Source organism: Algoriphagus iocasae (assembly GCF_014206875.1).
Classification (GTDB): Bacteria; Bacteroidota; Bacteroidia; order Cytophagales; family Cyclobacteriaceae; genus Algoriphagus; species Algoriphagus iocasae.
In genome coordinates this window covers 623,934-648,985 of sequence record NZ_JACIJO010000003.1, presented here as the reverse complement: position 1 = coordinate 648,985, position 25,052 = coordinate 623,934, and the positions used below count along the sequence as shown (strand labels likewise).

Sequence of the window (25,052 nt, the reverse complement as noted above, 5' to 3'; positions counted from 1 at the left end):
GGTATTTTTTTAATCTAAAAGTTTAAAATACAAACTTTCAAATTTTCGTGAATTCGTATCAATATCATGATTCTTTTTAGCGAATTTTCTGGCATTCTCACCTAATGCTATTAGCTTACTTTTACAATAGACCAATTTATCTATATATTCTTCAAACAAATTAATTGAATGAGTATCAATTAAAAAGCCTGTCTCCTCATGAATAATGACCTCCTTCACTCCTCCTACATTTACACCTATTGCTGGAATTTTATGAAATGCTGCTTCTATAACTGCACCAGGAACACCTTCTATTTCCGAAGTCATCATCAATAAATCAGCTCCTGCCAGATAATTCTGAGGATTTTTAACATTTCCTGTAAACATAACCCTCTGATCTATTTTCAATTCTCTGGCTTTTATTTGAAGCCTTTCTTTTTCTGGACCTTCGCCAACAATTAAGAGTTTTACATCTATATTTCTAGCATTTAGCTTATGAATCAGCTCTAAAGAAAACTCTATATTTTTCTCCTTACTTAAACTTCCTACTTGGATTAAAAGAAAATCATTTGAATGAATTGAATACTTTTCTTCCAATACTGACCTTGCTTTTGTCTTATCCACAGATTCAGCAATAATTCCTCTTTTTATGACAATCAATTTATTAGAAGGCAATTTCAGTAACACTTGTAAGTCACTACTAGCCAGCTCTCCAACCGAAACAAAACAATCTACTCTTTTGGCCAATAACTTGTAAAATGATTTAATTAATAATCTATCCTTTACCCAATGACTCATGATAGAAATATTCCGGTAAACAAGCTTTGGTTTTTTATTTCCCAAGAGCCCTAAAACAGCATACTTAAATGTATCGGATCCATTGGCTTGAATTATATCAGGCTGTATACTATCAAAAAGCTTTCTTAGTTGAAAAAATAAATTAAAATCAAGTCCTCCTTTCTTTCTATTGATCAGGTCAATATTTACGCCATCTTTAACTGAAAGAACATCTAAATTATCATTTGAATATAGTCCTACAAACCAAATTTGATGACCATATGAAAGCAATTTTTCAGAAAGCAATTTTGCTGAAATCTCTGCTCCTCTAAACTTCCGGGAAGTAACAAGTTGAATGATTTTCATTTATCGCTGAAATGAATCTACCACTATCCAGTTTTTTGATAAATTAATAGTATGGGTTCCTATTAAACCTCGATTCCAATTTGCTGAAATTATTTTAAAAGTTTTTTCACTAAAGTTATCCTTATCCCACTTAATTATTTCCTGAATGCGAATCTGATGCCCATAGTGCTTAGCAGAATCTTGCGCTGGCCTATACCAAGTGCCATTTTCAAAAAAAAGATTTCCTGCCGGACGACTTGACCTGACATCTGAAATGATCGGATTTAATGGGTGAGAGATCCAATCTCCAGTTAATAAATCCTCCGAATAAAAAAGACTTAATTCATCAAAAGAAGAAGCCCCGGGATGGGGCTTTACATTAACAAATAACCAAAAAAGGCCATCTTTCTTAACAATTGTCGGATCATACATTTCGTAACCTTCAAACCATGTTTTGTAAAGTTTCCATTTCTTTGGAAACTCCTTTGCCTTATACAACCTTAGAGATTTTGAAGCGCTACTTTCTATCAGCATAAACCATTCTTCCCCCTCCTGAAATAAAAAGGGATAGGATAAATGAAAGGTTTCTTCTATTGCAGTTCTAAACTCACTTATTTTACCATCTGAAATTTGTGCAAAAGAAATAACACCTTTTCTTTTTGAATAATCAAATTGCTCTGCAAAAAGATACTTCTCATCTCCTTCCTCAACAAGAAATGGGTCGGCCAGATAAGATCCTTTGGGATTTGGGATTTTTTTCAAACTTTTCAAATCTGAGAAAATATTGTTGGCATTTGAGCCAAGCCATATCTGCCAGACTTCTTTATTCAGACTTTCATTTACTTTTCTCTTAAACGTTTTCGTAATGTGTGAAAGCCCAAGCCCAATCATCTCCAAATTCCCAGGTGGTTTGAGGGTGATATCATTCATGGAATCAGCCTCCCACATCTCCAATTCCAATTTCCATTGGTCTATGCCTACCTGATTGATTCTTTCAATATTCCTAGGAATAAAGTATAAGCTCTTCCAATAAACTTTATTTGCATTGCGGTGCACAGATAAGGGATCTGTTCTACTCCAAGATCTGTAAATCACCTTTCCATCATCCAACTTTTCTGAGAGAATCTGCAACACAGAACCAGTCGTTTCCCAGCCTTTTAGGACTTCCCAAAAACATGGAGGACCACCTTTATTAACTAGATTGTCTCCATGGTGGTAAGACCAGACTCCAAGAGTAGGAATTTTTAAAATTTCCCCTTTTAAAATTCGAAAGCCTAAGCGAATCAAGATATCTGGATTTCTAGCTTTTATTTTTTCTAAGTCACCTTTTTCAAACCAATCTGAATATATTTTTTGAACAGGTTTTATTGGAATTATTTCAGCTTTCAAACTGGGAATTTTCCTAATATCTTTTCGCACAAAAGCATTTTGATTTACTTTAAAAATGGTTCGATCCAATTTTGAAAAAACACGATATAAAAAGGATGATTTAGTACCGGAGCTTTTTGGGCTTTGATTGATTAGGATAAAGTCAATCTCAGCTAACTCTTTTTTTAATATTAAAGATAGCATTTCCCAAGCCCATGAAGGAATCTGAAACTGATCAATTAATACACCAATCTTTAATCTAGGTCGCTGCATATTTTTGATAAGCTTCTCTTAAAACTGATTCATATTGCTTTGCAATTAATTGAATATCAAATCTGCCACAAGCTTCCTCGCGTGCTTTTCTACCCAATTCAGCCATTTCCTGCTGATGTGTGACTGCATATTCCATTTTCCGAGTCAATGCATTCACATCCCGTACAGGAAAAGTAATCGCATTCACATCCGGAGTCAAGGCTTCCAAATTCATAGGAATATCTGAGGCGATTATTGGAATCCCAGCCATCATGGCCTCAACCAACGCCCCAGAAAAACCCTCATACCAAGATGGAAACACAAAGCAATCTGCTTTATATATAATCTCTGTTACATTGGAAATGACTCCAGGCAAACTAACAGAATGAGAAAGGTCCAATTCTTTGACTAATTTCTCTAAAACAGGACGATGAATCCCTTCCCCGTAAATCATTAATCGCGAATTTGGGTAAACTGAATGAACCTTAGCAAAAGCCTGAATTAATTCTTGAAATCCTTTTATCTGTAACAATCTCCCATAAGATATAAATTCAAAAGTATCAGAAACTCTTTTTTTCCATATCTGACTGGGAATATTTCTACCACGGTAAACCACTTTAGTTTTCTCCAAAGGAACACCTAGAGTTTTGATATGGGACTTAGCTATAAATGAAGAATTTGAAATATAAAGCTTGGGAATAGCGGCTGTGATTCTATCCAATCCCCAAAAAAACTTGAATTTCTGGCGCTGAATTCCTTTTTTTATTTCCAGTCGATAATTGTTATAACTATCGTTCACAAAAGTTCCAACTAACGGAACACCTGTCAATAGGGAGGCCATTCTAGTGATCAAATTACTGCGTAATAAAGAGGATACGAGGATATCAGGCTTTCCTTTTTGAATCAATTCCCTGAGTTTTTTAATCCCTTTCCAGAAATCATATTTCCCTTCCAAATCTAGAAAAACCAATGGGATCCCGGCTCTTTCATAAGCATCCTTTAGATCATGTCTAGGATAGAAGTAAACAACTTTAAATTCAATCTCTGGAGATACCAAAGGCAAAATTTGCAGCAAGCTCTTTTCAGTTCCTGCATTAATCAAAGTGTCTTGGATAAAAAATACTTTCAATTAAATCTTTTGGGGTCTAATGTCTTTCCTTTCACGTCAAGTAATCCATCCTTGATTCCTAAAAGCCTAAATTTTACTTTCTCAAAACGGTAAGGTCCAAAAATAAGCGCATGTAAAATAATTTTTGAGTGCCGATTGATATAACCTAGTAGCTTTTTTGTGGAATAATATTTCTTGAGAATCAATATATGATTTCGAGTATGATAATAACCTCGCCAAATAAGAGTCCTTGAACTACTTTGCGAACCTAAATGCATCCTTTTGACCAGCGGTTCAGAAGGAAAAAGCAAAAATACAGGAAAACCATTTTCCCTTGCTCGAAGAGAGAATTCATAATCTTCACACATCATAAAAAACTCTCCCGAAACGACACCCGCTTTTTTTACTACATTTTTAGATATCAAAGCATTATCAACTAACACAAAGTCAACTTCAGTGAAGTTAGTTACTCCTTTATTAGGCCTTTTAGGAATACCATTTGAATGAATATATCCTGAAAGTCCAAATACTCCATCCATTCCAATTATTTGAGATTGGTTAAGCAAATATTCTAAAAGGTCATTTTCAGGAAAACTATCATCATCCAAAAGCCAAAAATAATCCGGATCAAAATCTACGATGGCTTTATTCATTCCTTCAGCCAATCCTCCTCCAAAACCAATATTATTTTGAAGAAAAATATTGCTAACATTTTCCAATTTTAAGCTCTCTAGAAATTCAACAGTACCATCATTACTTCCATTGTCAACAATTATCACATTATTAGGAACTATATTCTGCCCTAAAACACAAGTAAGGTTTTGCTTTAAGATATTTAGCCTGTTATAGGTTACAATAATTGCAGTGACACTTGGCATTTATAGAATTTTGAATTTAACAAATAAACTTATTTTGAAATATTAAACATCAATTGTTTTACCTTTAATGCCTTTTAAATAATGATAAAAAGCAAGCATAATAAACTTAAAATTAGAAAAACCATATCGAAAACCATATCGAAAACCATATATTGATTTTGCAAGCCACTTAAGCACTAGCTTATTTTTCATAGAGTTTAACGTCAGATTATCGGATATATAAAGAAGATTTCTTAAACTATAGTATTCACGGCTTAAGTTCTCTTTTTTCTGATAATTTGGCCTTTCAAAATTTAATCTTTTATGATTAGTTCTTTCTTCTAAAAACAATTTGCAATCAACTAGTATAATATAGCCTTTTCTACAAACCTTCAAACAAAAATCCAATTCTTCGAAACCAAAAAATAGATCAGGATTTGGACAAATTCCATCACGAGCAACGGATCCATTGATTAACATACATTTACCACCCGCAACATAATCCACTTCTATGGTCTCTTTTTTTTCTAATAAGCGAGTCTGAATTCGCTTAACAACTCCCTTTTTCCTATCAAAAAACTGTCCCATAGCCCCAATAACACCTACAAATGGATTTACATCTATTCTATCCAAAAGCCTTTCAAAACAATCAACTCTAAAAGGAGGATCATTATCATCCCCCCAATAAATCCAGTCTAAACCTTCTTTACCACAAATCTCCAGTCCTTTCGCCGCAGCACCGGCAGGACCAGCATTATAACCCATTCTATAGTATCGAATTCTTGAATCTTGCAATGAAGCGATCGCATAATCGGTAGCTAAACTCTCGGAATTATCAATAACCCAAAGAACTTCTGGAGGGTACGTTTGAGCAAATATCTTTGAAATAGTATCCCTTAAGATCTCAGGACGATTATAGGTTATGATAAACCCTCCGAATTTAATCATAACTCAACTTCACGAGAATATAGTTTTTTAGCAATAAATGGAAATAGGGAAATCACCAACCTTCCAAGTGTATCAAATCGAGTAGGTTTTATAAAGAAAGCCTTTTTTAAATGAAATCTAGCTTTCGAAAAATGTCGAAATCTAATAAAGTTAACACCTAAAATTTGATGATATAAAAATTTAACTTTTTCAGATAAAGTATCATTATGCTTATTAAGCATATAGATTAAAGAATGTGTGGAATTTAATAGATTTTTACTACCTCCTAGGAAGTGGTCATTATAAATTAAAGTATAAGAGTCAATCACACAATTCGTAAATCCTGAAAGATTAAATCGGTGAAAAAACTCTGTATTTTCTCCAAATTTGATATTTTCATCATAGCCCCCTAAACCTATAAATATTTCTTTTTTGATAGCAAATGTTCCTGAAAGTGGCGCAGAATATGAATTTACAGGCGAGGAGTAAATATAATTTTCATTTTCCAAATTTCTACGTAAATAACCTGCAAGGATAAGGTCAGAACTATTTTGTGAAAAAATAGCATTCTTAAAGTCCTCTAAAGCATTTGGAAGTAATTGATCATCAGAATCTAGAAAAATCAAATAATTGCCTTTGGCTACTTTAGAGCCTGCATTTCTTGCTACACATACTCCAAGATTATTCTGTCTGATAACAACAATTCTCGATTTATTCAAAGAATCAATAAATTCAAAAGTATTATCAGTGCTTCCATCATCTACAATTATCAACTCCCAATCATGAAAAACTTGATTTACAACACTACCAATAGCCTGAGGGAGTACACTTAACCTGTTATAAGTGGGAATAATAACACTAAACAAAGGCATAAGTTCTACGAATGTCTTCTAAAATCTTCTTTTTATTTAATTGATTTATCAAGTACTGAATATAAAAATAAATTCTTCTTCTCCAATGACTCTTAATAATTTTACTCCTTTCCCTTAAAATCCTTAAATACAAAATATTAATTTCAAAATTATATAACTTAGAAATCCCAATATTATCAATTTGAACTGCCAACATTTTTAAATGGGTATCTGCCGACCGATTTGAAATACGATTATTTCCATGTTTTCTTATTATAGCAACTGGATTTTCCCATTGTGATGCAACAAAAATCCCAGAGCGCATTAACCTGTTCCAGAGTTCTGTATCCTGATGCAAAAAAAGCCGTTCATCAAACAATTTATTCTTTAAGAGAAAATCTTTTCTGATCGTAATTCCATTCGTGTCAAAAAGTACAATTCTATTTTCCAACACACTCTTATAAAATTCAATAGGAGACAAATCAGATCCCCATAAATTACTAGGATTTGATTGTACGCCATATCGTTTTTCATTTTTACCTAAATTTTCTTCCAGAATAGTACAAGAATAAGCTGCATCGATTGATCTATTAGATTCGAAAAGTTCTTTATCATTTTTAAATCTTAGTTCTAAATACCAATCATCGGCATCTAGAAATGCAACAAACGGATGTCGAGCGTTCAAAATCCCAAGATTTCTTGATGCAGAAGGACCTTTATTACATCTTCCAGGGTGAGTATATAGACTAATTTTTTCTGACTCTTTTTGTAATTTTTTACAAATTGAAAAACTAGAATCTGTTGATCCATCATCGATAATAATAACCTCACCTACCTCAAGACAAGAAATGGCAGATTTAACAGATTTTTCAATAAAACTTTCACAATTAAAAAGAGGGATTATGACAGATACTTTAAATTCCATACACTATTCTTCTAATTAATTTTAGTGAAGTAAATATTTTAAAATTAAACATAAAATTTGAAAAATAATTAATCAAAAGAGGAAATCCTAAATGAGAGTTCCTCAAATAAAGCAAGGAAACTCTGTTATATAATAATTTAGAAAAATATCTCTTATCAATTTTAATGTATTCTTGATTAAGAATTGAATTTTCAAATTTAATTATAAACCTATTAATATTGTTAAATTCCGACATTGTAAGATCATCATATTTATAACAAATAGACCTATAAATATTAATTTCGTTTTCTGAAAGTTTTATATCAGCAATACTTTCCAAAAATTCAACCCTCTTTTTAGTACTATTAATATGTTGGGTTTTATTATGAATATTAGAAACTTGGTCTGGATGTCGTCTATATTTTAACAATGGATAATCTATTGACAATACTTTGCCTTTTTTTATAGAATCCAACCATAGCGCATTGTCTTCAGCATGAATATAATTTGAATCATACAAGAGATTATTTTCTTTCAAAAAATCAAAACGTATTATTACCGTAGGATGCAACAAAGGACAATTAAAAAAAGCAATAGAATTAATTATTTTAAAATCAATTAATTCTATTGAAGATAAATTATAAGAAGGAAAATAGCTTGAAAAATCAATTACAGAAGACCCCATAATGGAAATATCCTGGTTCTTTTCCATTAAATAGAATAAAATCTTAAACCGGTCAGGATGACAAACATCATCGGCATCCATTCTTACAATATAATCCCCATTTGACTCTGAAAGTCCTTTATTAAGAGAGAAAATCAACCCCCTATTTTGATCATTTTTAAAGTACCTAATTCTATTATCCTTGTAAGCCAAAATAATTTCTTCCGAATTATCTATTGACCCATCATTTATTATAATCAGTTCAAAATCTGAATACGTTTGGTTTAGAATTGAAGAAATGGATTCATTTAAATAATCACCTCCATTAAAAACTGACATTAAAACCGAAACCATTTCTTCAGCCTATAATCTAAAACCATATATCAACTCACCATGATTCTCAATATTAAATCCTGATTCTGACAACACATTTCTTATCAATCTTTCACCATGCCTTGAATGAGGCTCAATTGAAATACATCGTACTTTTTTTAAGATTTCTTTGAAATTGGTGTCATTTTGAAAAATTTCCTCCTCAGCACCTTCAATGTCAATTTTTAGAAAATCAGGAATTCCCCATTCAGATAGGTTCAAGATCATTTGTAGGCTCAATCCCTCGACTGAATCCCCTGTTCCAGAGAAAGATGAAACACGAATTCCCCAAGCTCCTTTTGTTTCATCGAGAGATAATTTTTCAGATTGAAACCAAAGCGCATTTGGGTATAATTGGTACTCAACTCCATTCAAATTCTGCTTAATTACCTTACAATTCTCCTTAGAAGGTTCTATTACAATTATTTTTATTTCTGGAAAATTTAACTGCAAAAAACGCGAAGCAGCACCAATATTGCCTCCTGCATCTACCATGACCTTAGGAAATTGAGAAATAGATTGGAAATACTCTATGACAGGTTGTAATTCCCTGGAAAGGAAATGTTGTTTTACAACCGAGGAATCTGAACTAACAGGTCTAAAATAAAAATTAACCTCCCGAAAATAAGGAAAGCTTTTTAGAAGTAAATATTCTCCTTTTCTCTGTATGTCAGATTCTCCTTTTCTACTCCATTCAATTAATTGAAGGGTTGATTTAAAACTTTGCATATTATTACTAAAAAATTTATAAAGAAAATATCTTGCTAACCCACTAACTCCAATGAGTGAATAAATTTCTCTAATTCTTTTTATACCCATATATTTTTATATACAAAAATGATTTTAGTCTGATATAGAATTCTTTAAAATATCGAGTTTGGTGAGAAAATGTTAAATAAATAGAAGGAGCTAAAGAAATATGTCTAAAATTTAAAATCACACTTTTACCAAATCTAAATTGTTTTAATAGCATAAATTCATCTATCCAGCTATGGTTCCAAAGGTGAACACAATAGCTATTTCGCGTCAAAAATTTAGAATATTCCTTTTCTTTTTGATCCAGAGGTAAAGGATAAAAAAAATCTTGCGGATATATTTTTATGTTATCAATCTTTGTATTCAGAAGAATCTCATCAAATACTTCAGGAATAGTTTTTGGATTTACTTGACTAAACTCTAGATTTTGATAGTAGTCTAAAAGTTGTTGCAAAACCAAATGGTTAGGCACTGAACCAATTATGGCCGCATTTAAAGCTCCTGGTTTATACTCACCTGTGAAAAATGAATTGTTTAAAAGATTTTCAAAAGATTTTAATACCAATACATCTGTGTCCAAATATATCCCACCTTCCACATAGAGTGCCATTAATCTTACTACATCTGAAGCAAATGCGTATTTTCGTAATTTAAGGGCTTCTTTTGCGAAAGGGAATTTATCTAGATCAATTGAGGATTCATCCCATTGCTTTATTGAAAAATCAGGCATTTTTTCTTTCCAACTCCTCAGGCAACGTGACTCTAATTCACCTAGTTCTTTTCCTCCAAACCAGCAATAATGTATGATTTTAGGTATCAATAAAAAATTGGATTTATATTTTTGGAATAGGCAATCATATCTCCCCCTTGTCGGATTAAATAATAATTTTGATTTTTTAAAATCTCTTTAGTTTCAAGTATTTCCTGATAATTAATATTTGAAACTTCAAACTTAATTAACTTTGAGGAAAATGATTTAAAATCTATCATTTTAATAATTTCAGCATCAAATCCTTCAGTATCAATTTGTAGGTATTCAATTGCGAAAAAATTATACTCCTCAATTAAAGAATTAAAGCTCCTTCCTTCTACAAGTTCGGATTCAATATCTTCTTCAGACACACCATCGTATTTCAATAAATGTTCTTTCGAAAAGGAGCCTAAACCTCTTCCCCATTCAGGCATTTTTTTCAATCCCTTTTCATTCAATTGATAAAGGTTCAATGAGGAATTTGAACTACTTAATGCAATCTTTAATGGTATAAGATTTAGTAAATGAGCGGCATTTTTGACCAACTGAGAAAAATATTTCGATGAAGGCTCTAAAAGCAAGCCGGTTGTTAAAGAAGAATTAAGAGATCCAAATAAATCGTCAAAACTTAAACCATCATTAGCTCCAATAACTAATATTGCCGACTTCTTAGACAAAAGAGAGTTTCTTGTTTTAGTAAAATCTATTCTTAGTCTTTTTTTAAAAAAAGATAAATAATAAAGACTCCATTTTAAAGATGATGGAAGTTTGTTGATAAACCCAATTCCAACTCTTCTTACAAGTTTCAATTTAACTGGAAATTTATCTGAGGCACAAAAACAGAGTTCAAGCTTTCTTTTAAAGGCTTACCAGATCCCAAAAAGTCATTCTGATTACAATTTAATTTAGTTGCTTGAGTTAAAACCTCATAATAATTTCCTAAATACCCAAAGTAAAAATGAAAATAAACCTGATCTGATCTGTAAAATGGAAACTGAGGTATAGTTATTTGAATATTTCCAGTTTTTTTATTTAAAACTAATTTTTGCTTAAAATTTGAATTATTAAATGCTAACAACCCCTTCCCTTCATCATCGAATAACCCAAAGCCCACATCAATTGAAGTTCCCAAATGTTCGTCTAATACATTGTAGCTCAATGAAACCTTAAGTTCTTGTCCAGCACAAATTTCAATACTTTGATGTCCGTCTACATAAATAATTGCCTCAATTAACCCCAAATCCCGATCTCTCTTTTCTGGATGAGTTCTTAAATCTGTAAAACTCCCTCCAACCGTCTTAGTAAGTCCAAAATAATTTTGAATAGCTAATTTTACAGCCCCATTAAAAAGGATTTCACCTTGGTTCAACACTATACATCGACTGCATAGGGACTTCACTGCTTCCAAATTATGGCTGACAAACAATACTGTTCTTCCCTGCTGGGAGACACTTTCCATTTTCCCCAAACATTTGGCTTGGAACTCAAAATCTCCTACGGCAAGTACTTCATCAATTATCAAAATCTCAGGTTCCAAGTGGGCAGCCACAGAAAACCCCAAACGAACTTTCATTCCTGATGAATAAAATTTAACAGGAGTATCTATAAACTTTTCTATTCCAGAGAAATCTATTATTTCATCCAGTTTGGAATCAATTTCCATGCGGGTCATTCCAAGGATAGTCCCATTCATATAAATGTTTTCTCTCCCTGATAGTTCTGGATGAAACCCAGTCCCTACTTCCAAAAGTGAGGCTATTCTACCACGAATTTCTATTTTACCAGAACTAGGATCTGTAATTTGAGAAAGAATTTTAAGTAAAGTAGATTTTCCAGCTCCGTTTTTTCCAATAATCCCTAATACTTCACCCTCCTTGACCTCAAAATTTATATCCTTAAGCGCCCAAAAAACAGATTCATCCTCGGTCCCAAAACGGCTCATGTCTCTAAGGCGCTTCAAATTTTCCCAAGGAGATCTAATCAGATGTCCAATTTGACCTGCTAGAGTTTCTGACTGTTTTTCCTTTAGGCCTAATCGGTAACGTTTGGAAAGATTATGTACTTTAATTATACTCATTAAATTGTTTGACTAAACACAAAAATTTTGATTTTGTTAAAAAGATAATATTTAAATTTCTTTATTAATGAAAACTTTATCTTCTTACCACTTTCACCATTAAATCCATTATAGAGAGGATAAGCTGGCCAAAGTGAAATTCTGCCTCCATCATACTGATATAGATGAATAGATCTAGCATAAGCTTTTTCAAAAAAAACATTCTCAGATTCATTTAAGAACTTATCCATGGTAGGAAAGAGATAATTTTTAATAAATGATTTATTTAAAATCATTATTCTTGTATCAACCCAAGAAAATTCTCTAGAATAGTTACAATAGTGAATTGAAAGGTTCAAATCTAGTTTAGAATAAAATTCAAAAAAATTAGATATAGTAAGTCTCCCTGAAATTTTAATGATATTTTGATATTTATTTAGAATATTAGAATTTTCTAAGCCATACTTTAAGATTTCCAGTTCACCATGGCCTTTCCCCTTAAAACTTTGTTTACTTTCAAAAAGCAAATACTCCGATTCAGAATTATTAAAAATAATTTTCTCTATTCGATCACTTCGATAATTTGAATTGTCGATAAATACAATTGGCAAATTAAATTTACAATAAAAAGAAACCGCTGAGAAATAGTCATCTTCTCTATTATGAACTCCTTTTCTCCCCACAAAATTAAAATCTTGTGGGGAAATTGTAGAAGTTAAAAGTAAAACAGTACTATTTCCCATTTAGAAATCTAGCTCGAATTATTCCTAAAAAGTATCTGAAAACAATAAAAATATTTGGCATAGTCCAATATTTCATCAAAAGTGATAAAAACAACTTTTTTTTTCTTCTCGAAAACAACAAATCTTTTTGTGAATTTGAAATACCTCCTCCAATAAATTCACAAAAAACCAATTCAAAGTATTTTACATTTAAATCTTTATTAAAAAATACCTCAAGATTAAATAAATAATCTGCCCAAATCTTGTAATCTACATTATAAAAACCAATACTTTTAAAAAGAGTAGCTTTATAAATTATTGCTTGGTGACAAATGTTTTTATATAACATTTTTTTTAAATCGAATTCTCCATCATACAATTGATCACTTTTAGTTAGAATTACATTGCCGTAAACGAAGTCAAACTGTTCAATCTCACCTTCGAAAACTAAAATTATTTGATCAATCTTTATTCTATCACCAGCTCCAATAAAAATAATCCAATTACCTCTAGCAAGCTTGATTCCCTTATTCATGGCATCATAAATTCCGCTATCGGATTCAGATTGAAATACAATTAAGTTTTGTGGATATTTATCAACATATTGTCTAGGCTTGTCAATAGACAAATTATCAATAATTATGACTTCAAAAGAGACAGTACTCCCCTTTGAAAAAATACTAGCAAGAGTATCATCCAGTTGAATACCAGAATTAAAATTTGGAATAATAATAGAAAGTTCTATTCCTTCAGACATTTTCCTTTATGAAGATTGCATCTGCTTGGAGAACACATCCATCAACAGGTGATACTAATTGCTCATAGTTCCCATGATATGAAAATGCTAAACTTAGCATGTGTTCATATATGGTTTTGAAAAATACTTGATTTTCGTATAACTCGTAAAACGAAACTTCAACAATTACAACTGAGGCTTTGATTAGAGTATCTTTTCCACCTAAAATCACCATCTCTTCAAATCCCTGTACGTCAATTTTAATCAACATTGGACTTGAAGAAACTATGGACTTCATAATTTCATCAAGCCTTTCAATCTTTATTTGAATTTTTTTTTCATTGGAGGTCCTTGGAAAATTCTCTTTATGCAACTTTTTCATAGGCAATGCACTTGATGAGTCTGTAAATTCATTTTGAAAAAAATCTATTTCACCAGAATGCTTGCCTAATCCTAAGTTGAAGGCTTGGAATTTAGTGTCTAATTCAAACCTTTTACATAATTGATCATAAACTTCAGGTATAGGTTCAAATGAGTAAATCCAAGCATCTGGGAATAACACTCTAAATCTTGCTGCAAACTGCCCTTTATTAGCACCAATATCAATTATGGTTTCTATACCATATTTTAGAATCCAATTATGCCTAGATAAAAAGTCATGTTCAACTTTCAATCCATTTAGAGTAATCGGCGCTTTAGTTAATCGATATCCAAATTTCTTTAGCAGCCTAATCAAAATTTCCTTCATAAGGATTTTAGCTTTTTCTTAATCTTTCCAAGGAAGCTTGACTTTTTCTTTGAAGAGAATCTTACATGAAATGAATTCTTCCAGTCATCATCCAAGACTGGCATATATTCGACTGGAATGACCATAATCACATCATCCTGAATTGTGAATCGATGATTTGGAAACAATTGAGAAATTTTATTAAATATCTGGTCAATTCGAGGCCAATGACTAGAATCATGAGGAGGAGGAAGAGGGCCTAAAAAACATCTCGCATCATCGATAAAAATGATCGGGTTTTGAATTGATTTTATAGCTTCTAATTCATCTAGTAAAGGACATTCTTCATCTTTCCCTCCAGCACCCATACACCAATGTCCATCCAACCAAAAAAAGCAAGATCCTGATAATTTACTTTGAACTAATTCTGGCAATATATTTTTACTATTACCAATTAAAAATTCAATATTATTAGGACAACCTGGTATAGAAGAAGTTTCATTGGATATTCTTTCGTCAATTTCAATTGTATAAACTTTCTTAAAGTATTTTGCAGCCCAAAAAGATGTTACTCCTTTATATGTACCTGTTTCAATAAAATTATCGATTTCTTTAAAATCAATTAATTTCACAACCAACTCCTTTGGAATCGAAAAATTAACTATACCCACTTTATATATAAATAATATTTAATGATAAAAATTTAAATTTGATTAACAGCAATAAATCACATATCATTATTTTTAAAAAAAACCCTTATTAGTTCTTTATTAAAATCTTCTACCCCATCCTTAGTAAGATGAATTTCATCATAAAAACAATCACAAAGTTCAATTGAGTTAAAATCAAAAAACTCTACATCATATTTATTCGCGATTTCTAAAATATAATTATAATTTGTCTCCTTATTTTGAATAGAGGAAAAATACACTTCGGACACCGGAGATTGAAATAAATAAACTTTAATATTTCTTTTCACTAATGAATCAAGAACACTTTCAAAAATTTCTTTTTGGAAATCTAGCATTTCAAGTGAAATCTCTTCTAATTTTGGAATTTTTTCAGCTTTTCTTCTAGTCTCAACAAATCCTCCCTTGATGTATACATCTTCCTTATCTAACATTATCTCCCCATCGGTGGATTCCAATTCATTAAATAATAATCTGTCAAGAAAAGCATTTATAGGTAAGATATCCTTAAAATAAGGAAGCATATAAGCCATTTCTTGATAATCTTTTCGAACTGAAATTAAATCTAAAAAAGATTCAGATCCTGCTTGAGTAAACGTAAATGGGCTTATTTCCCAAAGTACACTTTTTGGATTTAACTTATAAAGATACTTGTCAATCAAAAATCGCGTCTGCATCGGTGTTTGGCCGCTAGTACCTAAGTTAAATACCGCTAATCCCAAACTATCAAATGCTCTGGGATCAACGCCTCTGTAGGCCATCGAAGAACCCAAAATTAATAGATCTATATTTTGGGTGGTATCAGCATCTTGAAACCTTAAAAAGGTATTACCTCCTTTTCTAATACTTAATTTATTGAAATTAATACTGAATTGATCTACAAACGGAACTCTTGAAATAAATATTAACATTGGATAAAAAAGAACTACAACAAAAAATAAGAAAATAAACTTATTAAAAAATCTCTTCATTAAAACTGAAAGTATATGAATTCAATAGGTTCCCCAAAAACACCGAAAAACAATATTGAATAGATTGTACTAATATAAGCTGGATATCTATACCATTTCCCTTGAATTCGTTCTAGCCAATTAAACTGGAATCTTCCCACCCATTCTAGAAGAATAAATAAGATAAGCGCAAGCCGGATGTTATAGCCAAACCAACCATAACTGGTAGGAAATAATGAATTTCTAAAAATATGAGTAAAATAATCCACGGCATCCCCTACCGTTTCAGCCCTAAAAAACACCCAAGCTACAGAAACCAACAAGAAGGTTGATGCTATTTGAATTACCTCTCTGAATGAAGGTATTAGATGTTCGCCATCATGTAAGTGTGCTCTATTCTTCCCTATCAAGAATATAGGTATAAACATTGCCGCATGGATTCCTCCCCAGGCGATAAAAGTCCAGTTGGCTCCATGCCAGAATCCAGAGACTAGGAATACGATAAAGATATTCCGAATGGCTTTTGCTTTGGGAACACGACTACCGCCTAGCGGGATATAGACATAATCCCGAAACCAAGTAGAAAGAGAAATATGCCACCTGCGCCAGAACTCGGCAATATCACGCGAGAAATATGGAGTTCGGAAGTTGGTCATTAAATCAAACCCAAAGAGTTTGGCCACTCCTATTGCGATATCAGAATATCCTGAGAAGTCACCGTAGATTTGGAATGCAAAGAGAATCGCTCCCATGATAAGCTCTAGGCCTGAAGCTGTTTGATAGTTCTCGAAGATGGGGTTGACTACGAGTGCACAATTATCTGCGATCACCATCTTTTTGAAAAAGCCCCAGAGAATAAGTTTCATCCCATCGGATCCTTGCTGATATTCGAATTCCCGCTTTTTAAAGAACTGAGGAAGCAGGTTGGATGCTCTTTCTATAGGACCAGCAACTAGTTGAGGGAAGAACGCCACAAAGGTAAAGAAGGCGATTAGGTCTTTAGTGGGTTTGAGATTGCCTCTATAGACGTCTATGGAATAGCTCAGTGTTTGAAAGGTATAGAATGATATGCCAACAGGAAGGATTAGATTAAGGGTACTGATGTGTGGCTGGAAGCCAAAGAGGCTGATAAAATCCGCTGCTGATTCAATGAAGAAGTTGAAGTATTTGAAGAAGGCAAGAAGGCCTAGGTTGAAGGTGAGGCTTATTGTTAAGTAGAGTTTGCGACCTTGAAATAGACTTAAGATGGCATTAGAATTAGGGATTTCTCCCTCCTGTCGAAATGACCTGGTACGTTGGTCATTTCGACTGGAGCTTGCGGAAGGAGAAATCTCTTTTTCTTCTTTACTACCATCATTGAGATCTCTCCCTTCGGTCGAGATGACTCGGTTTTTGGTCGATATGACGGGTCCTAACTTAAGGCCACAATAATAATCCACCGCAGAACTCGCAATAATCAACCCAAGAAATCTCCAGTCCCACCAGCCGTAGAACACGTAACTAGCGAGTAATAGGAATGCATTCTGAAGCTTCAAATTCTTCTGAAATACAAACCAGTATAGTAGAAATACTATAGGTAGGAAGATGAGGAAGGTGAAGGAGTTGAACAGCAAAATGGAAAGTCAGAGGGCTAAAGCTTGCCTACCGGAGGCAGGTGGGAAAGTTTACTGTTTTGGTTCTAAGTACAAGGTATATGGTATTTGGTATGTTGTAATTGTGGTACCAAGTACAAAGTACCAAGTACAAAGTATTTGGTAAGAAGTAATTAAGGTACGAAGTACAAAGTATATGGCCGAAGATCAGATCTCTCCTCCTTTCAGTCGTCGAGATGACTTGAAAATTCGTGAAGCTCATAAAACAAAGGCAGTCTCAATAAGCAATTAGAAAAGCGATCAGAATTGGGAAGATCTCGCTCGTATTGATCTGGGAAATGCTTTTTGGCATATTCTGATTTGTGTAAACTTTGGTAATGGAATATGGCCAGAATCCCTTGTTTTTTTAATTCCTCCGAATAAGCCGTCCGGGCAGCAAGTGATGGAAACAGTAGGTAAAAGAGGTGGGCGTTTGCAATGAATTTAGAATGTGAAATTTTTGAATTTAAAATTAGTTGACCCTCGATGCTTTGTGGAGTTAAACTAGCTTTATTGTCAGGCTGAGCACCTGAGAGAGGAGATTTTAGAGGTTCGAAACCGTCTGTCCTCGACTCCGCTCGGATTGACAAGCCATTTTCAATTTTAAATTTTAAATTCTCAAATACTTTCAGATAATCAGCACACAAAACATTAGGCTTAGCAATATCGCCGTTGAATAGACTAGCATAGTCCTCCCAAATGGCTTTTCTTCTTCTTTGAATTGCATCTATATTCTCTAACTGTGCCCATAGGTAGGCGGCATTGAGTTCGGATGGCAAGAAAGAGCTCCCTATATCCACCCATCCGTATTTATCGACTTCCCCACGGAAGAAGGCAGCTCTATCCGTTCCTTTTTCCCAGATAATCTCTGCTCTTTTAATGAATTGGGGATCATTGATTGTTAGCATCCCTCCTTCTCCGCTTTGGATATTCTTGGTCTCATGGAAGCTAAAGCATCCCAGATGTCCTATTCCTCCCAGAGGCTTATCTTCATAAAAGCTATCTATGGCTTGGGCTGCATCCTCTACCACAAATAGTCCATGCTTGTCTGCTATCTCCATTATGACATCCATTTCACAGGCTTTTCCGGCATAATGAACGACTACAATAGCTTTGGTTTTTGGGTTTATCAGTTCCTCGATTTTACTCTCATCCATATTCGGATGATCCGCCTTACTATCCACAAAGATGATTTTTGCTCCACGGAGCACAAAGGCATTGGCGGTAGAGACAAAAGTGAATGCGGGCATAATCACTTCATCCCCGGGTTGGATATCCAAGAGTATTGCCGCCATCTCCAGTGCATCAGTGCAGGAAGTGGTGAGCAGGCATTTTTGAAATCCATAACGCTCCTCAAAGAATTGCTGACAAAGATGGGTATAATGACCATTTCCAGAGAGTTTACCCCTATTGATCGCATCTTGGATGTATGTCAGTTCCTTACCGGTTTGGTAGGGTTTGTTGAAGGGAGTTGGGAGGGTTATGATGTAAGATTTATGATGTATGATTTATGATGTACGAAGTACTGTATTAATTCAGAAGTCTAGATTATGAAAGCTGAAACTGTAAGATTGACTATCCCAAATAAGGTTGAACTTTTGGGTACAAAGTACCAAGTACGAAGTACAAAGTCTGAAATAGGAAAGATGGAGTACTGCTTACTGTTTACTGATCACTGCTTACTGAGACCTACCTTCGGCAGGCAGGCTGGATGCTGTTTACTGATCACTGCTTACTGAGACTGTGTACTGATCACTGCCTACTGTTTACTGATCACTGCCTACTGAGACTGCCAACTGGTCACTATGAGGTGTACCTAGTATCAAGTATCTAGTATTTGGTATGTAGAATTTAGAGAAACTGATCACTGCCTACTGAGACTGCCAACTGGTCACTATGAGGTGTACAAAGTATCAAGTATCTAGTATTTGGTATGTAGTATTTAGAGAAACTGATCACTATGAGATGTACAAAGTACCAAGTAATTAGTATGTAGTATTTGGTATTTTGTACGGGAACCGAACTGCTTACTGAGACTGCTTACTGAGACCTACCTTCGGCAGGCAGGCTGCCAACTAAGACTGTCTACTGTGACTGCCTACTGCGACTGCTTACTAATCACAGCTTCGCCCTTTCAGTCACATTTGACTTAATTTAACACAGCCCTCCCTTCGGGAGGTAAATCTACCTTCGGGAGACAAGCCTGCCTTCGGCAGGTAAGACTACCTTCGGTAGTTGAATTCGCCCTTTCAGTCCCAGGCCCAAAGATGGAGTTTTAGGATTTCTGTTGGTATTTTAACGAGATTGCCTCGGGGGGTAGGCGCAATCACGGTAAAGACTGAGTAATAAATTTACTCGGTTGGATGTAAAGTGCAAATTTTATTTCAAAAGTTATTTCGGGATGCAAGCTTTGAGACTTAGTCCATCTTCCTATTTATCAATTCCATCTATATTTATTATCATTTCATTTTTTTTTATAACTTTATAAATAGCTCATTTTAAATGAGATACATTTTTATTCTACTAAATTTTTAAACTTAATTTTTAAATATGGAAAATGACAAAGATTTCCATTTAGGGATCTGTCTTCCAGCAGCATTATCAGGAGGAGCCTATACAGCTGGAGTCATGGATTACTTAATTGATGCAATGGACGAGTGGGAAAAACGAAAATTATCGGGCTATTCCTCCGAAGTTCCTCAACACAATGTAAGGATCTCGCTTATAGGTGGCAGTTCCGAGATAGGATTGACAGCATTGATAGATAGTCTGGCAATTCAAAGGGAGTTTAATGCAGTAAATGAAATTCCTAATCATGCCAGTTTATTGGACTGTATTCCCTCTAATCCATTTTATCATACCTGGGTGGATTTTATGGAGGACATAAAAGCATATCCATCTTTTTCGATCTTACAAGAAATATTAAAAGCAAAAAATCTTCCTGGTATCAACTTTAAGAAAGATTTTGGTTCTGATTTCTTAGAAACTGAGGTTCATAAAAAAGTAGAAAAAGTTTTAACTACTACATCAAGCAAAGCCTATTTAGCCTTATCCAATTATTCTCAATTTACCTATCCCAGTTATTTCAATAAAATAATCTCCACCAATCTATTACAGGAAGACTTTTCTGGAAAGACTCCTATTCTGGACCAAATAGACAATACTAATTTCACTTATTCAAAAGCAGAAATTAGAAACAGAGGATGGAATCAAATTGCTCCTCTTTTTTTAGAAACCATTCTTCGGTACAAGTTGGCTTTTAGGGTAAGCCAAGAGATAAGAAATCCCGAACGAATGAAAGACATCAATTCCTCAACTAGACATTTGATGGATTTGCTTTGGTTAATTCATATTTCCGGAAGAAGTATCGCAAAATCAGAATTTGAACAAAATGCAAATGGAAATGTGGACAAGCTCCACTCAAAAGTTTTTGAAAAAGTCCGTAAAGAGCTAACCAATAAAATTGGTATGGCCAAAAATCAGTCCCATGAAAATGAGCTTAACCAAAGGACAAAAGTTATAATGATAAACCCTTATTTCGGCGACTCTGGTCCTTTTAATACTAGTAATAGTAGTGAAATGGGGAATTCTGAAAATGGCAATTTTATTATTTCCCCGATTCGCTATACTTATAATTCCCAAGGGGAAAGAAAAGTAGAAGGAAATCAAGCCATTGCATGTGGATCATTAGATGGTTTGGGTGCCTTTGTATGTAAACAATTTCGTGTTCATGATTTCTTTTTAGGCAGGGCAAATTGTGAGAAGTTTTTAAGAGACCATTTTACTTTTTCTCCAGAAGGAAGGAACTCCTCTAGTCTTTCAGGCTATGAGTATTTGACTGATCAGAAAAGAAAAGAATTCAGATCAAAAATCAGTGGAAGACTGCAGGTGATCCCTATTTTTTCCAATCCTAAAAAAGCACCCTACATGCCTGAATTCAATGAAGGTTTGTATTGGCCAAAAATCAACATCCGAGAATTGGAGAGTTATAGAAACAAGATCCATTTAAGTGTTGCCAATTTGAAGGATAGTTTTTTTGAGTTTGACTCTACTAACAAGCTCATTATTTGGGCAAGAAGGAAGGTTGTAATCAATAGGGTGATTACTGAGAAAATCATGGAATCCAGTAGGTTATCCTTAGAAAGACATAATCAACTGATCTACTGATATGAACCGCATAGGGCTACTATTATGGATTGGGGGAATGGTCATATTAGGCCTTATGTCTGCTTATTTATTTAGCCAGGCTAACTTAAATCGGGAGGAATTGGATAATCAGGCTTCAAGGAATATCCTAATGATCAGGGATGCTCTTTTAAAATCCACTGAGGATTTAAGAGCAGAAATAAGGAGCTTTTCATGGTATATATTCGCTTCCCATGGAGACAATAAGACTCAAAAACAAGCGGCTGCACTTCAGCAAAATGATAGGGATAATGACAAATTCAAGTTCTCCATTGCCCAAAATTCTACTCCAGAAGTTTTTTTTACTGATTCAGTGGTGATTTCAAAAATCCCATTGCAATCGCTTTGGCTGGAGGGCAAAGATGCTTCCTGGTTTAATGCGATGTTAAACGATACGAAAGAAGTCCATTTTAAAAAGATTTTTAATATTCCAAATCAAAAGGACAGTGATATGACTTTCCTCTCCACCAAAGTTTCTTACCAAAACTGGCTCAGAGAAATGGGGGAGAAAAATATATTTTTTGATGAATTGGTATTCATACGGGAAAATGGAGAGGTACTCTATCCCAAAAAATTAGAGGGATTAAGTTTTGCTGAAGATATAAATAAGGATTTAACTGATTCAATAAGAGGCTATTCGGGTAAATTTCAATTGCAATTATTTTCTAATCAGTATTCCGCATATATCGTACCCCTGGTTCAAGGCAATACCAAGATTTGGGTTCTGGGATTGATCCAACAGGGTAATTTGGAAAAGGCGGCTTATAAGATTGACTTTACAATTCTTGTTATTTCTGTTTTGGCCCTGATTATTTTATTAGCCTTGTTACCAATTATTTCATTTTTGAGTATGGGCAAGGGTGATGTGCTTAGCCAAAAAAAGGTCATTACGATTGGGGCATCCCTGCTGATGTTTATGCTGGTCGCAGGATGGACTTGCTCCTATTTTATTCATTTTGGCCATGAATTGGAGAAAGATGAAATCCTAGCCGGTGCAGCAAAACACCATCTCTCTGAAAAGATTTGCTATATGTTACAGCAATTAGAAAAAGAGAAAATTGATTCTAGTAATGTGAACGAAATTTTTCAGGCAGATAGCAAAGGACAATTAGTCAAGTATCAAACACTTAATTACCATACCATTAAAGACTCTCTGGACTTTTCATTTTACTCCGTTTCCCATAGAAATTATTATCAATACCATCAAAATGATAAAAAGGAAGATCCACTTTTTATGGAGCGGATTTTTTCTCAAACTGATGGTGTGCCTGAACAAATTATCAGTAAACAGGGAAAAGAAAATGTCCAGGCAATATCATTCAAAATGCAATACCCACCCCTCGAGGATGAAAGAAGATTTTTATTAGTTAAGAAAAGCGGAGAAGTGGTTTACGCCAGTTCGAAATTCCAGATCCAGTTCACCCAACTTCAATCAGTGGTAGAAGCTGAAAAATGGGAGACTTTCGAAACTATTTTCAATTATGATGAAAGTTATTTAGAGGATAATTGGATTCAGCCGATACGAATTAATGGTCATGAATACAAAGCACTGATCAGCCCTATGAATTTAGGCAGCAACCATGAACCATTGTGGTATATCTACCTAGTTGATCTCAATAATTACCATATTCAATCCGGTCTGGCCGCAATGGAAAGCTTTTTATTCACTTCCCTTTACTTGGTTGTTATTTTATTAATGTTTTCTCTGACCAACTTCCTAATCAAACAAAAATACAATTGGAAGAAATTTTTATTCTGGTGGATCTTATATCGAGAACATAAGGCAGTTAATTTCAAATATGCCTCCATTGCTTTATTTATCTTTATTTCTTTGTGGTTTATAGGATCCTTGGTAATAGATTCTTTACATGGCAGTCTGATTTTGATTTTTTCCTGTGGTATATTTTCAATCCTTCTGGTTTATGGAATTTTATATTTTGGAGAAAAAAACTCAGAATATCAAAATAAAAAACCCTATTATTTCTTTTTCTTGATTTGGTTTATAGGACTTGGCTTTTTACCCGGTTTATCCATCAGTGATGCAGTTTTTGAAATGGAGGAAAAAATCTGGGATGAAAGCCTGATCAACAATGTAAAACAGAGCGTAGAATTAGATTCTTTAAACAAGAATTGTAAAAACTGCGATTTTAATTGGTACCAAGAAAAGAGGTCAAGCTTATTTTCTACTACCATTTTAACTCATGATAAACATGTATCGAGATTTATTAATCCACATCCCGCTATCTATCATAAGGCTGCATCCTCTATTGGATTTGACTTAGGTGATGAAACTGAACATAGTTTTAATTGGGTGACCATAGTTGTCCTAGTCTTATTACTTCTATTTTTATTGCTTTTCTGGCATACATTGAACTTTTTACTCAAAAAATTATTTTGGTTGGACTTTAATGTCAGGGAAGAAAATGCATTGGGAAGTATCATTCAATCTGAACTCAATCATTGCATTAACTTAAGATTATTCCTAACCGGGTGTGACAGTAATGTGAGCAGGTATTGGATTTATTCTCAGTTCCGATTGAAGGAAGATGAATTATTGATTATTGACTGTTCCGATACAGGTTTAGAAATTCCTAATCCAATAAAATTCATTGGGAAAAAGGCGCTCTTGATAGAAGATGTTCATACACTGGATTCTGTGGATGAATTCATGAAGAGTATTCCTGACATCCATGAACTTTCCTCATCGATTCATTTAATTCTCAGTTCGGGTATCAGTTGGAGAAATTTAGTTTCCCGATTATCATCCGATGAGGCAAAAGTGCGGTTTTCAGAATTGATGAACGGTTATTATTTTGAGTTTGTCCCATTGAAGCCACAAACAAATTCGATTGCTATCCATACTCAAAACACATTTAATGAGGAAGAATTGGAACTTTATTTTTATAAAAGGGGATTGATTTCCAAGAATAGCGAAGATCCTAATGCCCGGCTATTGCTTCAGAGATATGGAAAAGCATATTTTTATAATATTTGGGCGGAATTGAGCTTAGAAGAAAAAAATGTCTGCTATAGTTATGCCATGGAGGGGTTTTTAAATTATCAACACTATGATGAAGTGGTAGAACTTTTTCAAAAAGGTGTGATTTCTAAAAGTGAATTGGCCGGAAATCTACAATTGTTCAGTAAAACATTCCGGTTCTTCGTACTGGCAACTATTTCCACCAGAATGAAAAAAGAAATCAAAGAATACAGAAAGAAAAACAGCAATGCAGGAAATGTTCAATGGGCTGTATTCTCATTTTTAATTGTTGCAATTGGATTGGTAGCTTATTTTGAGCGCTCATTTTTTACTGAATTACAGGCCTTGGTCACAGGAATTTTGGGATTAGTCACTTTTGTGGCAGGAGAAGTCAGACGGTTTTTCGTTCAGAAAAGTTGATCAGGGAAGGAAATACTGTGGAAATAGGCTCCCCATGAAAGTCAA

At 33.8% G+C, this 25,052-nt stretch carries 21 protein-coding genes; 2 read left to right on the top strand and 19 right to left on the bottom strand.

Going from position 1 to position 25,052, the window contains the following annotated elements; all coding sequences use genetic code 11:
• Window positions 1-9: 9 nt before the first annotated feature.
• From FHS59_RS17075 to rffA, 19 genes are all read right to left on the bottom strand, one after another.
• Entirely contained in the window at window positions 10-1,122 is a 1,113-nt protein-coding gene (locus tag FHS59_RS17075) for a glycosyltransferase family 4 protein (RefSeq protein ID WP_184496582.1), read from the bottom strand.
• Window positions 1,123-2,742 carry a glucosamine inositolphosphorylceramide transferase family protein gene (locus FHS59_RS17070; RefSeq protein WP_184496581.1) on the bottom strand — a complete coding sequence of 540 codons (1,620 nt, stop codon included), beginning with the start codon at window positions 2,740-2,742 and terminating at the stop codon, window positions 1,123-1,125.
• The gene (locus FHS59_RS17065) at window positions 2,729-3,850 is read right to left on the bottom strand and encodes a glycosyltransferase family 4 protein (RefSeq protein ID WP_184496580.1); all 1,122 of its coding nucleotides are present in this window, start codon (window positions 3,848-3,850) and stop codon (window positions 2,729-2,731) included. The genes FHS59_RS17070 and FHS59_RS17065 overlap by 14 nt, the downstream gene beginning before the upstream one ends.
• The gene (locus FHS59_RS17060; RefSeq protein WP_184496579.1) at window positions 3,847-4,707 is read right to left on the bottom strand and encodes a glycosyltransferase family 2 protein; all 861 of its coding nucleotides are present in this window, start codon (window positions 4,705-4,707) and stop codon (window positions 3,847-3,849) included. Before FHS59_RS17060 ends, FHS59_RS17065 begins: the two co-directional genes overlap by 4 nt.
• 42 nt (window positions 4,708-4,749) lie before the next feature.
• Window positions 4,750-5,634 carry a glycosyltransferase gene (locus tag FHS59_RS17055; protein WP_221444528.1) on the bottom strand — a complete coding sequence of 295 codons (885 nt, stop codon included), beginning with the start codon at window positions 5,632-5,634 and terminating at the stop codon, window positions 4,750-4,752.
• Window positions 5,631-6,479: a glycosyltransferase family 2 protein gene (locus tag FHS59_RS17050; RefSeq protein WP_184496578.1), complete on the bottom strand. Its 849-nt coding sequence runs from the start codon at window positions 6,477-6,479 to the stop codon at window positions 5,631-5,633. Before FHS59_RS17050 ends, FHS59_RS17055 begins: the two co-directional genes overlap by 4 nt.
• Entirely contained in the window at window positions 6,472-7,389 is a 918-nt protein-coding gene (locus tag FHS59_RS17045; RefSeq protein ID WP_184496577.1) for a glycosyltransferase family 2 protein, read from the bottom strand. The genes FHS59_RS17050 and FHS59_RS17045 overlap by 8 nt, the downstream gene beginning before the upstream one ends.
• Complete coding sequence (locus tag FHS59_RS17040) at window positions 7,379-8,386, bottom strand: glycosyltransferase family 2 protein (protein ID WP_184496576.1); 1,008 nt, start codon at window positions 8,384-8,386, stop codon at window positions 7,379-7,381. Before FHS59_RS17040 ends, FHS59_RS17045 begins: the two co-directional genes overlap by 11 nt.
• A gap of 9 nt (window positions 8,387-8,395) precedes the next feature.
• The gene (locus FHS59_RS17035; protein ID WP_184496575.1) at window positions 8,396-9,133 is read right to left on the bottom strand and encodes an FkbM family methyltransferase; all 738 of its coding nucleotides are present in this window, start codon (window positions 9,131-9,133) and stop codon (window positions 8,396-8,398) included.
• Between the two features lie 70 nt (window positions 9,134-9,203).
• Entirely contained in the window at window positions 9,204-9,980 is a 777-nt protein-coding gene (locus FHS59_RS17030; protein ID WP_184496574.1) for a glycosyltransferase, read from the bottom strand.
• Window positions 9,977-10,720, bottom strand: a complete 744-nt coding sequence (locus FHS59_RS17025) for an FkbM family methyltransferase (RefSeq protein ID WP_184496573.1) — start codon at window positions 10,718-10,720, stop codon at window positions 9,977-9,979. The genes FHS59_RS17030 and FHS59_RS17025 overlap by 4 nt, the downstream gene beginning before the upstream one ends.
• Window positions 10,717-11,988 carry an ABC transporter ATP-binding protein gene (locus FHS59_RS17020; protein ID WP_184496572.1) on the bottom strand — a complete coding sequence of 424 codons (1,272 nt, stop codon included), beginning with the start codon at window positions 11,986-11,988 and terminating at the stop codon, window positions 10,717-10,719. Before FHS59_RS17020 ends, FHS59_RS17025 begins: the two co-directional genes overlap by 4 nt.
• On the bottom strand, window positions 11,988-12,710 hold the full coding sequence (locus FHS59_RS17015; protein ID WP_184496571.1) for a hypothetical protein: 723 nt from the start codon (window positions 12,708-12,710) through the stop codon (window positions 11,988-11,990). The genes FHS59_RS17020 and FHS59_RS17015 overlap by 1 nt, the downstream gene beginning before the upstream one ends.
• Window positions 12,700-13,446, bottom strand: a complete 747-nt coding sequence (locus FHS59_RS17010) for a glycosyltransferase (RefSeq protein WP_184496570.1) — start codon at window positions 13,444-13,446, stop codon at window positions 12,700-12,702. The genes FHS59_RS17015 and FHS59_RS17010 overlap by 11 nt, the downstream gene beginning before the upstream one ends.
• Window positions 13,439-14,173, bottom strand: coding sequence for an FkbM family methyltransferase (locus FHS59_RS17005; protein WP_184496569.1), 735 nt, complete (start codon window positions 14,171-14,173; stop codon window positions 13,439-13,441). Before FHS59_RS17005 ends, FHS59_RS17010 begins: the two co-directional genes overlap by 8 nt.
• Complete coding sequence (locus tag FHS59_RS17000; protein WP_184496568.1) at window positions 14,170-14,784, bottom strand: class I SAM-dependent methyltransferase; 615 nt, start codon at window positions 14,782-14,784, stop codon at window positions 14,170-14,172. Before FHS59_RS17000 ends, FHS59_RS17005 begins: the two co-directional genes overlap by 4 nt.
• Window positions 14,785-14,879: 95 nt before the next feature.
• Window positions 14,880-15,812 (bottom strand): hypothetical protein, encoded by a 933-nt coding sequence (locus tag FHS59_RS16995; protein WP_184496567.1) that lies wholly within the window; start codon window positions 15,810-15,812, stop codon window positions 14,880-14,882.
• On the bottom strand, window positions 15,812-17,404 hold the full coding sequence (locus FHS59_RS16990; protein ID WP_246388499.1) for an MBOAT family O-acyltransferase: 1,593 nt from the start codon (window positions 17,402-17,404) through the stop codon (window positions 15,812-15,814). Before FHS59_RS16990 ends, FHS59_RS16995 begins: the two co-directional genes overlap by 1 nt.
• 203 nt (window positions 17,405-17,607) lie before the next feature.
• Entirely contained in the window at window positions 17,608-18,858 is a 1,251-nt protein-coding gene (rffA, locus tag FHS59_RS23175; RefSeq protein ID WP_246388538.1) for a dTDP-4-amino-4,6-dideoxygalactose transaminase, read from the bottom strand.
• Window positions 18,859-19,972: 1,114 nt separating this feature from the next.
• On the opposite strand from rffA, the gene FHS59_RS16975 reads away from it, so the two are divergent.
• Together FHS59_RS16975 and FHS59_RS16970 are read left to right on the top strand one after the other, a co-directional pair.
• A complete protein-coding gene (locus tag FHS59_RS16975) occupies window positions 19,973-21,589 on the top strand; it encodes a hypothetical protein (RefSeq protein WP_184496566.1) in 1,617 nt (538 codons plus the stop codon).
• A 1-nt stretch (window position 21,590) separates the two neighbouring features.
• Window positions 21,591-25,007 (top strand): hypothetical protein, encoded by a 3,417-nt coding sequence (locus FHS59_RS16970; RefSeq protein ID WP_184496565.1) that lies wholly within the window; start codon window positions 21,591-21,593, stop codon window positions 25,005-25,007.
• Window positions 25,008-25,052 lie beyond the last annotated feature (45 nt).

Coding starts and splice junctions, on each gene's coding strand:
- FHS59_RS17075 (WP_184496582.1), bottom strand. CDS start 1,122: ATGAAAATCATTCAACTTGTTACTTCCCGGAAGTTTAGAGGAGCAGAG.
- FHS59_RS17070 (WP_184496581.1), bottom strand. CDS start 2,742: ATGCAGCGACCTAGATTAAAGATTGGTGTATTAATTGATCAGTTTCAG.
- FHS59_RS17060 (WP_184496579.1), bottom strand. CDS start 4,707: ATGCCAAGTGTCACTGCAATTATTGTAACCTATAACAGGCTAAATATC.
- FHS59_RS17055 (WP_221444528.1), bottom strand. CDS start 5,634: ATGATTAAATTCGGAGGGTTTATCATAACCTATAATCGTCCTGAGATC.
- FHS59_RS17045 (WP_184496577.1), bottom strand. CDS start 7,389: ATGGAATTTAAAGTATCTGTCATAATCCCTCTTTTTAATTGTGAAAGT.
- FHS59_RS17040 (WP_184496576.1), bottom strand. CDS start 8,386: ATGGTTTCGGTTTTAATGTCAGTTTTTAATGGAGGTGATTATTTAAAT.
- FHS59_RS17035 (WP_184496575.1), bottom strand. CDS start 9,133: ATGCAAAGTTTTAAATCAACCCTTCAATTAATTGAATGGAGTAGAAAA.
- FHS59_RS17020 (WP_184496572.1), bottom strand. CDS start 11,988: ATGAGTATAATTAAAGTACATAATCTTTCCAAACGTTACCGATTAGGC.
- FHS59_RS17015 (WP_184496571.1), bottom strand. CDS start 12,710: ATGGGAAATAGTACTGTTTTACTTTTAACTTCTACAATTTCCCCACAA.
- FHS59_RS17010 (WP_184496570.1), bottom strand. CDS start 13,446: ATGTCTGAAGGAATAGAACTTTCTATTATTATTCCAAATTTTAATTCT.
- FHS59_RS17005 (WP_184496569.1), bottom strand. CDS start 14,173: ATGAAGGAAATTTTGATTAGGCTGCTAAAGAAATTTGGATATCGATTA.
- FHS59_RS16995 (WP_184496567.1), bottom strand. CDS start 15,812: ATGAAGAGATTTTTTAATAAGTTTATTTTCTTATTTTTTGTTGTAGTT.
- FHS59_RS16975 (WP_184496566.1), top strand. CDS start 19,973: ATGGAAAATGACAAAGATTTCCATTTAGGGATCTGTCTTCCAGCAGCA.
- FHS59_RS16970 (WP_184496565.1), top strand. CDS start 21,591: ATGAACCGCATAGGGCTACTATTATGGATTGGGGGAATGGTCATATTA.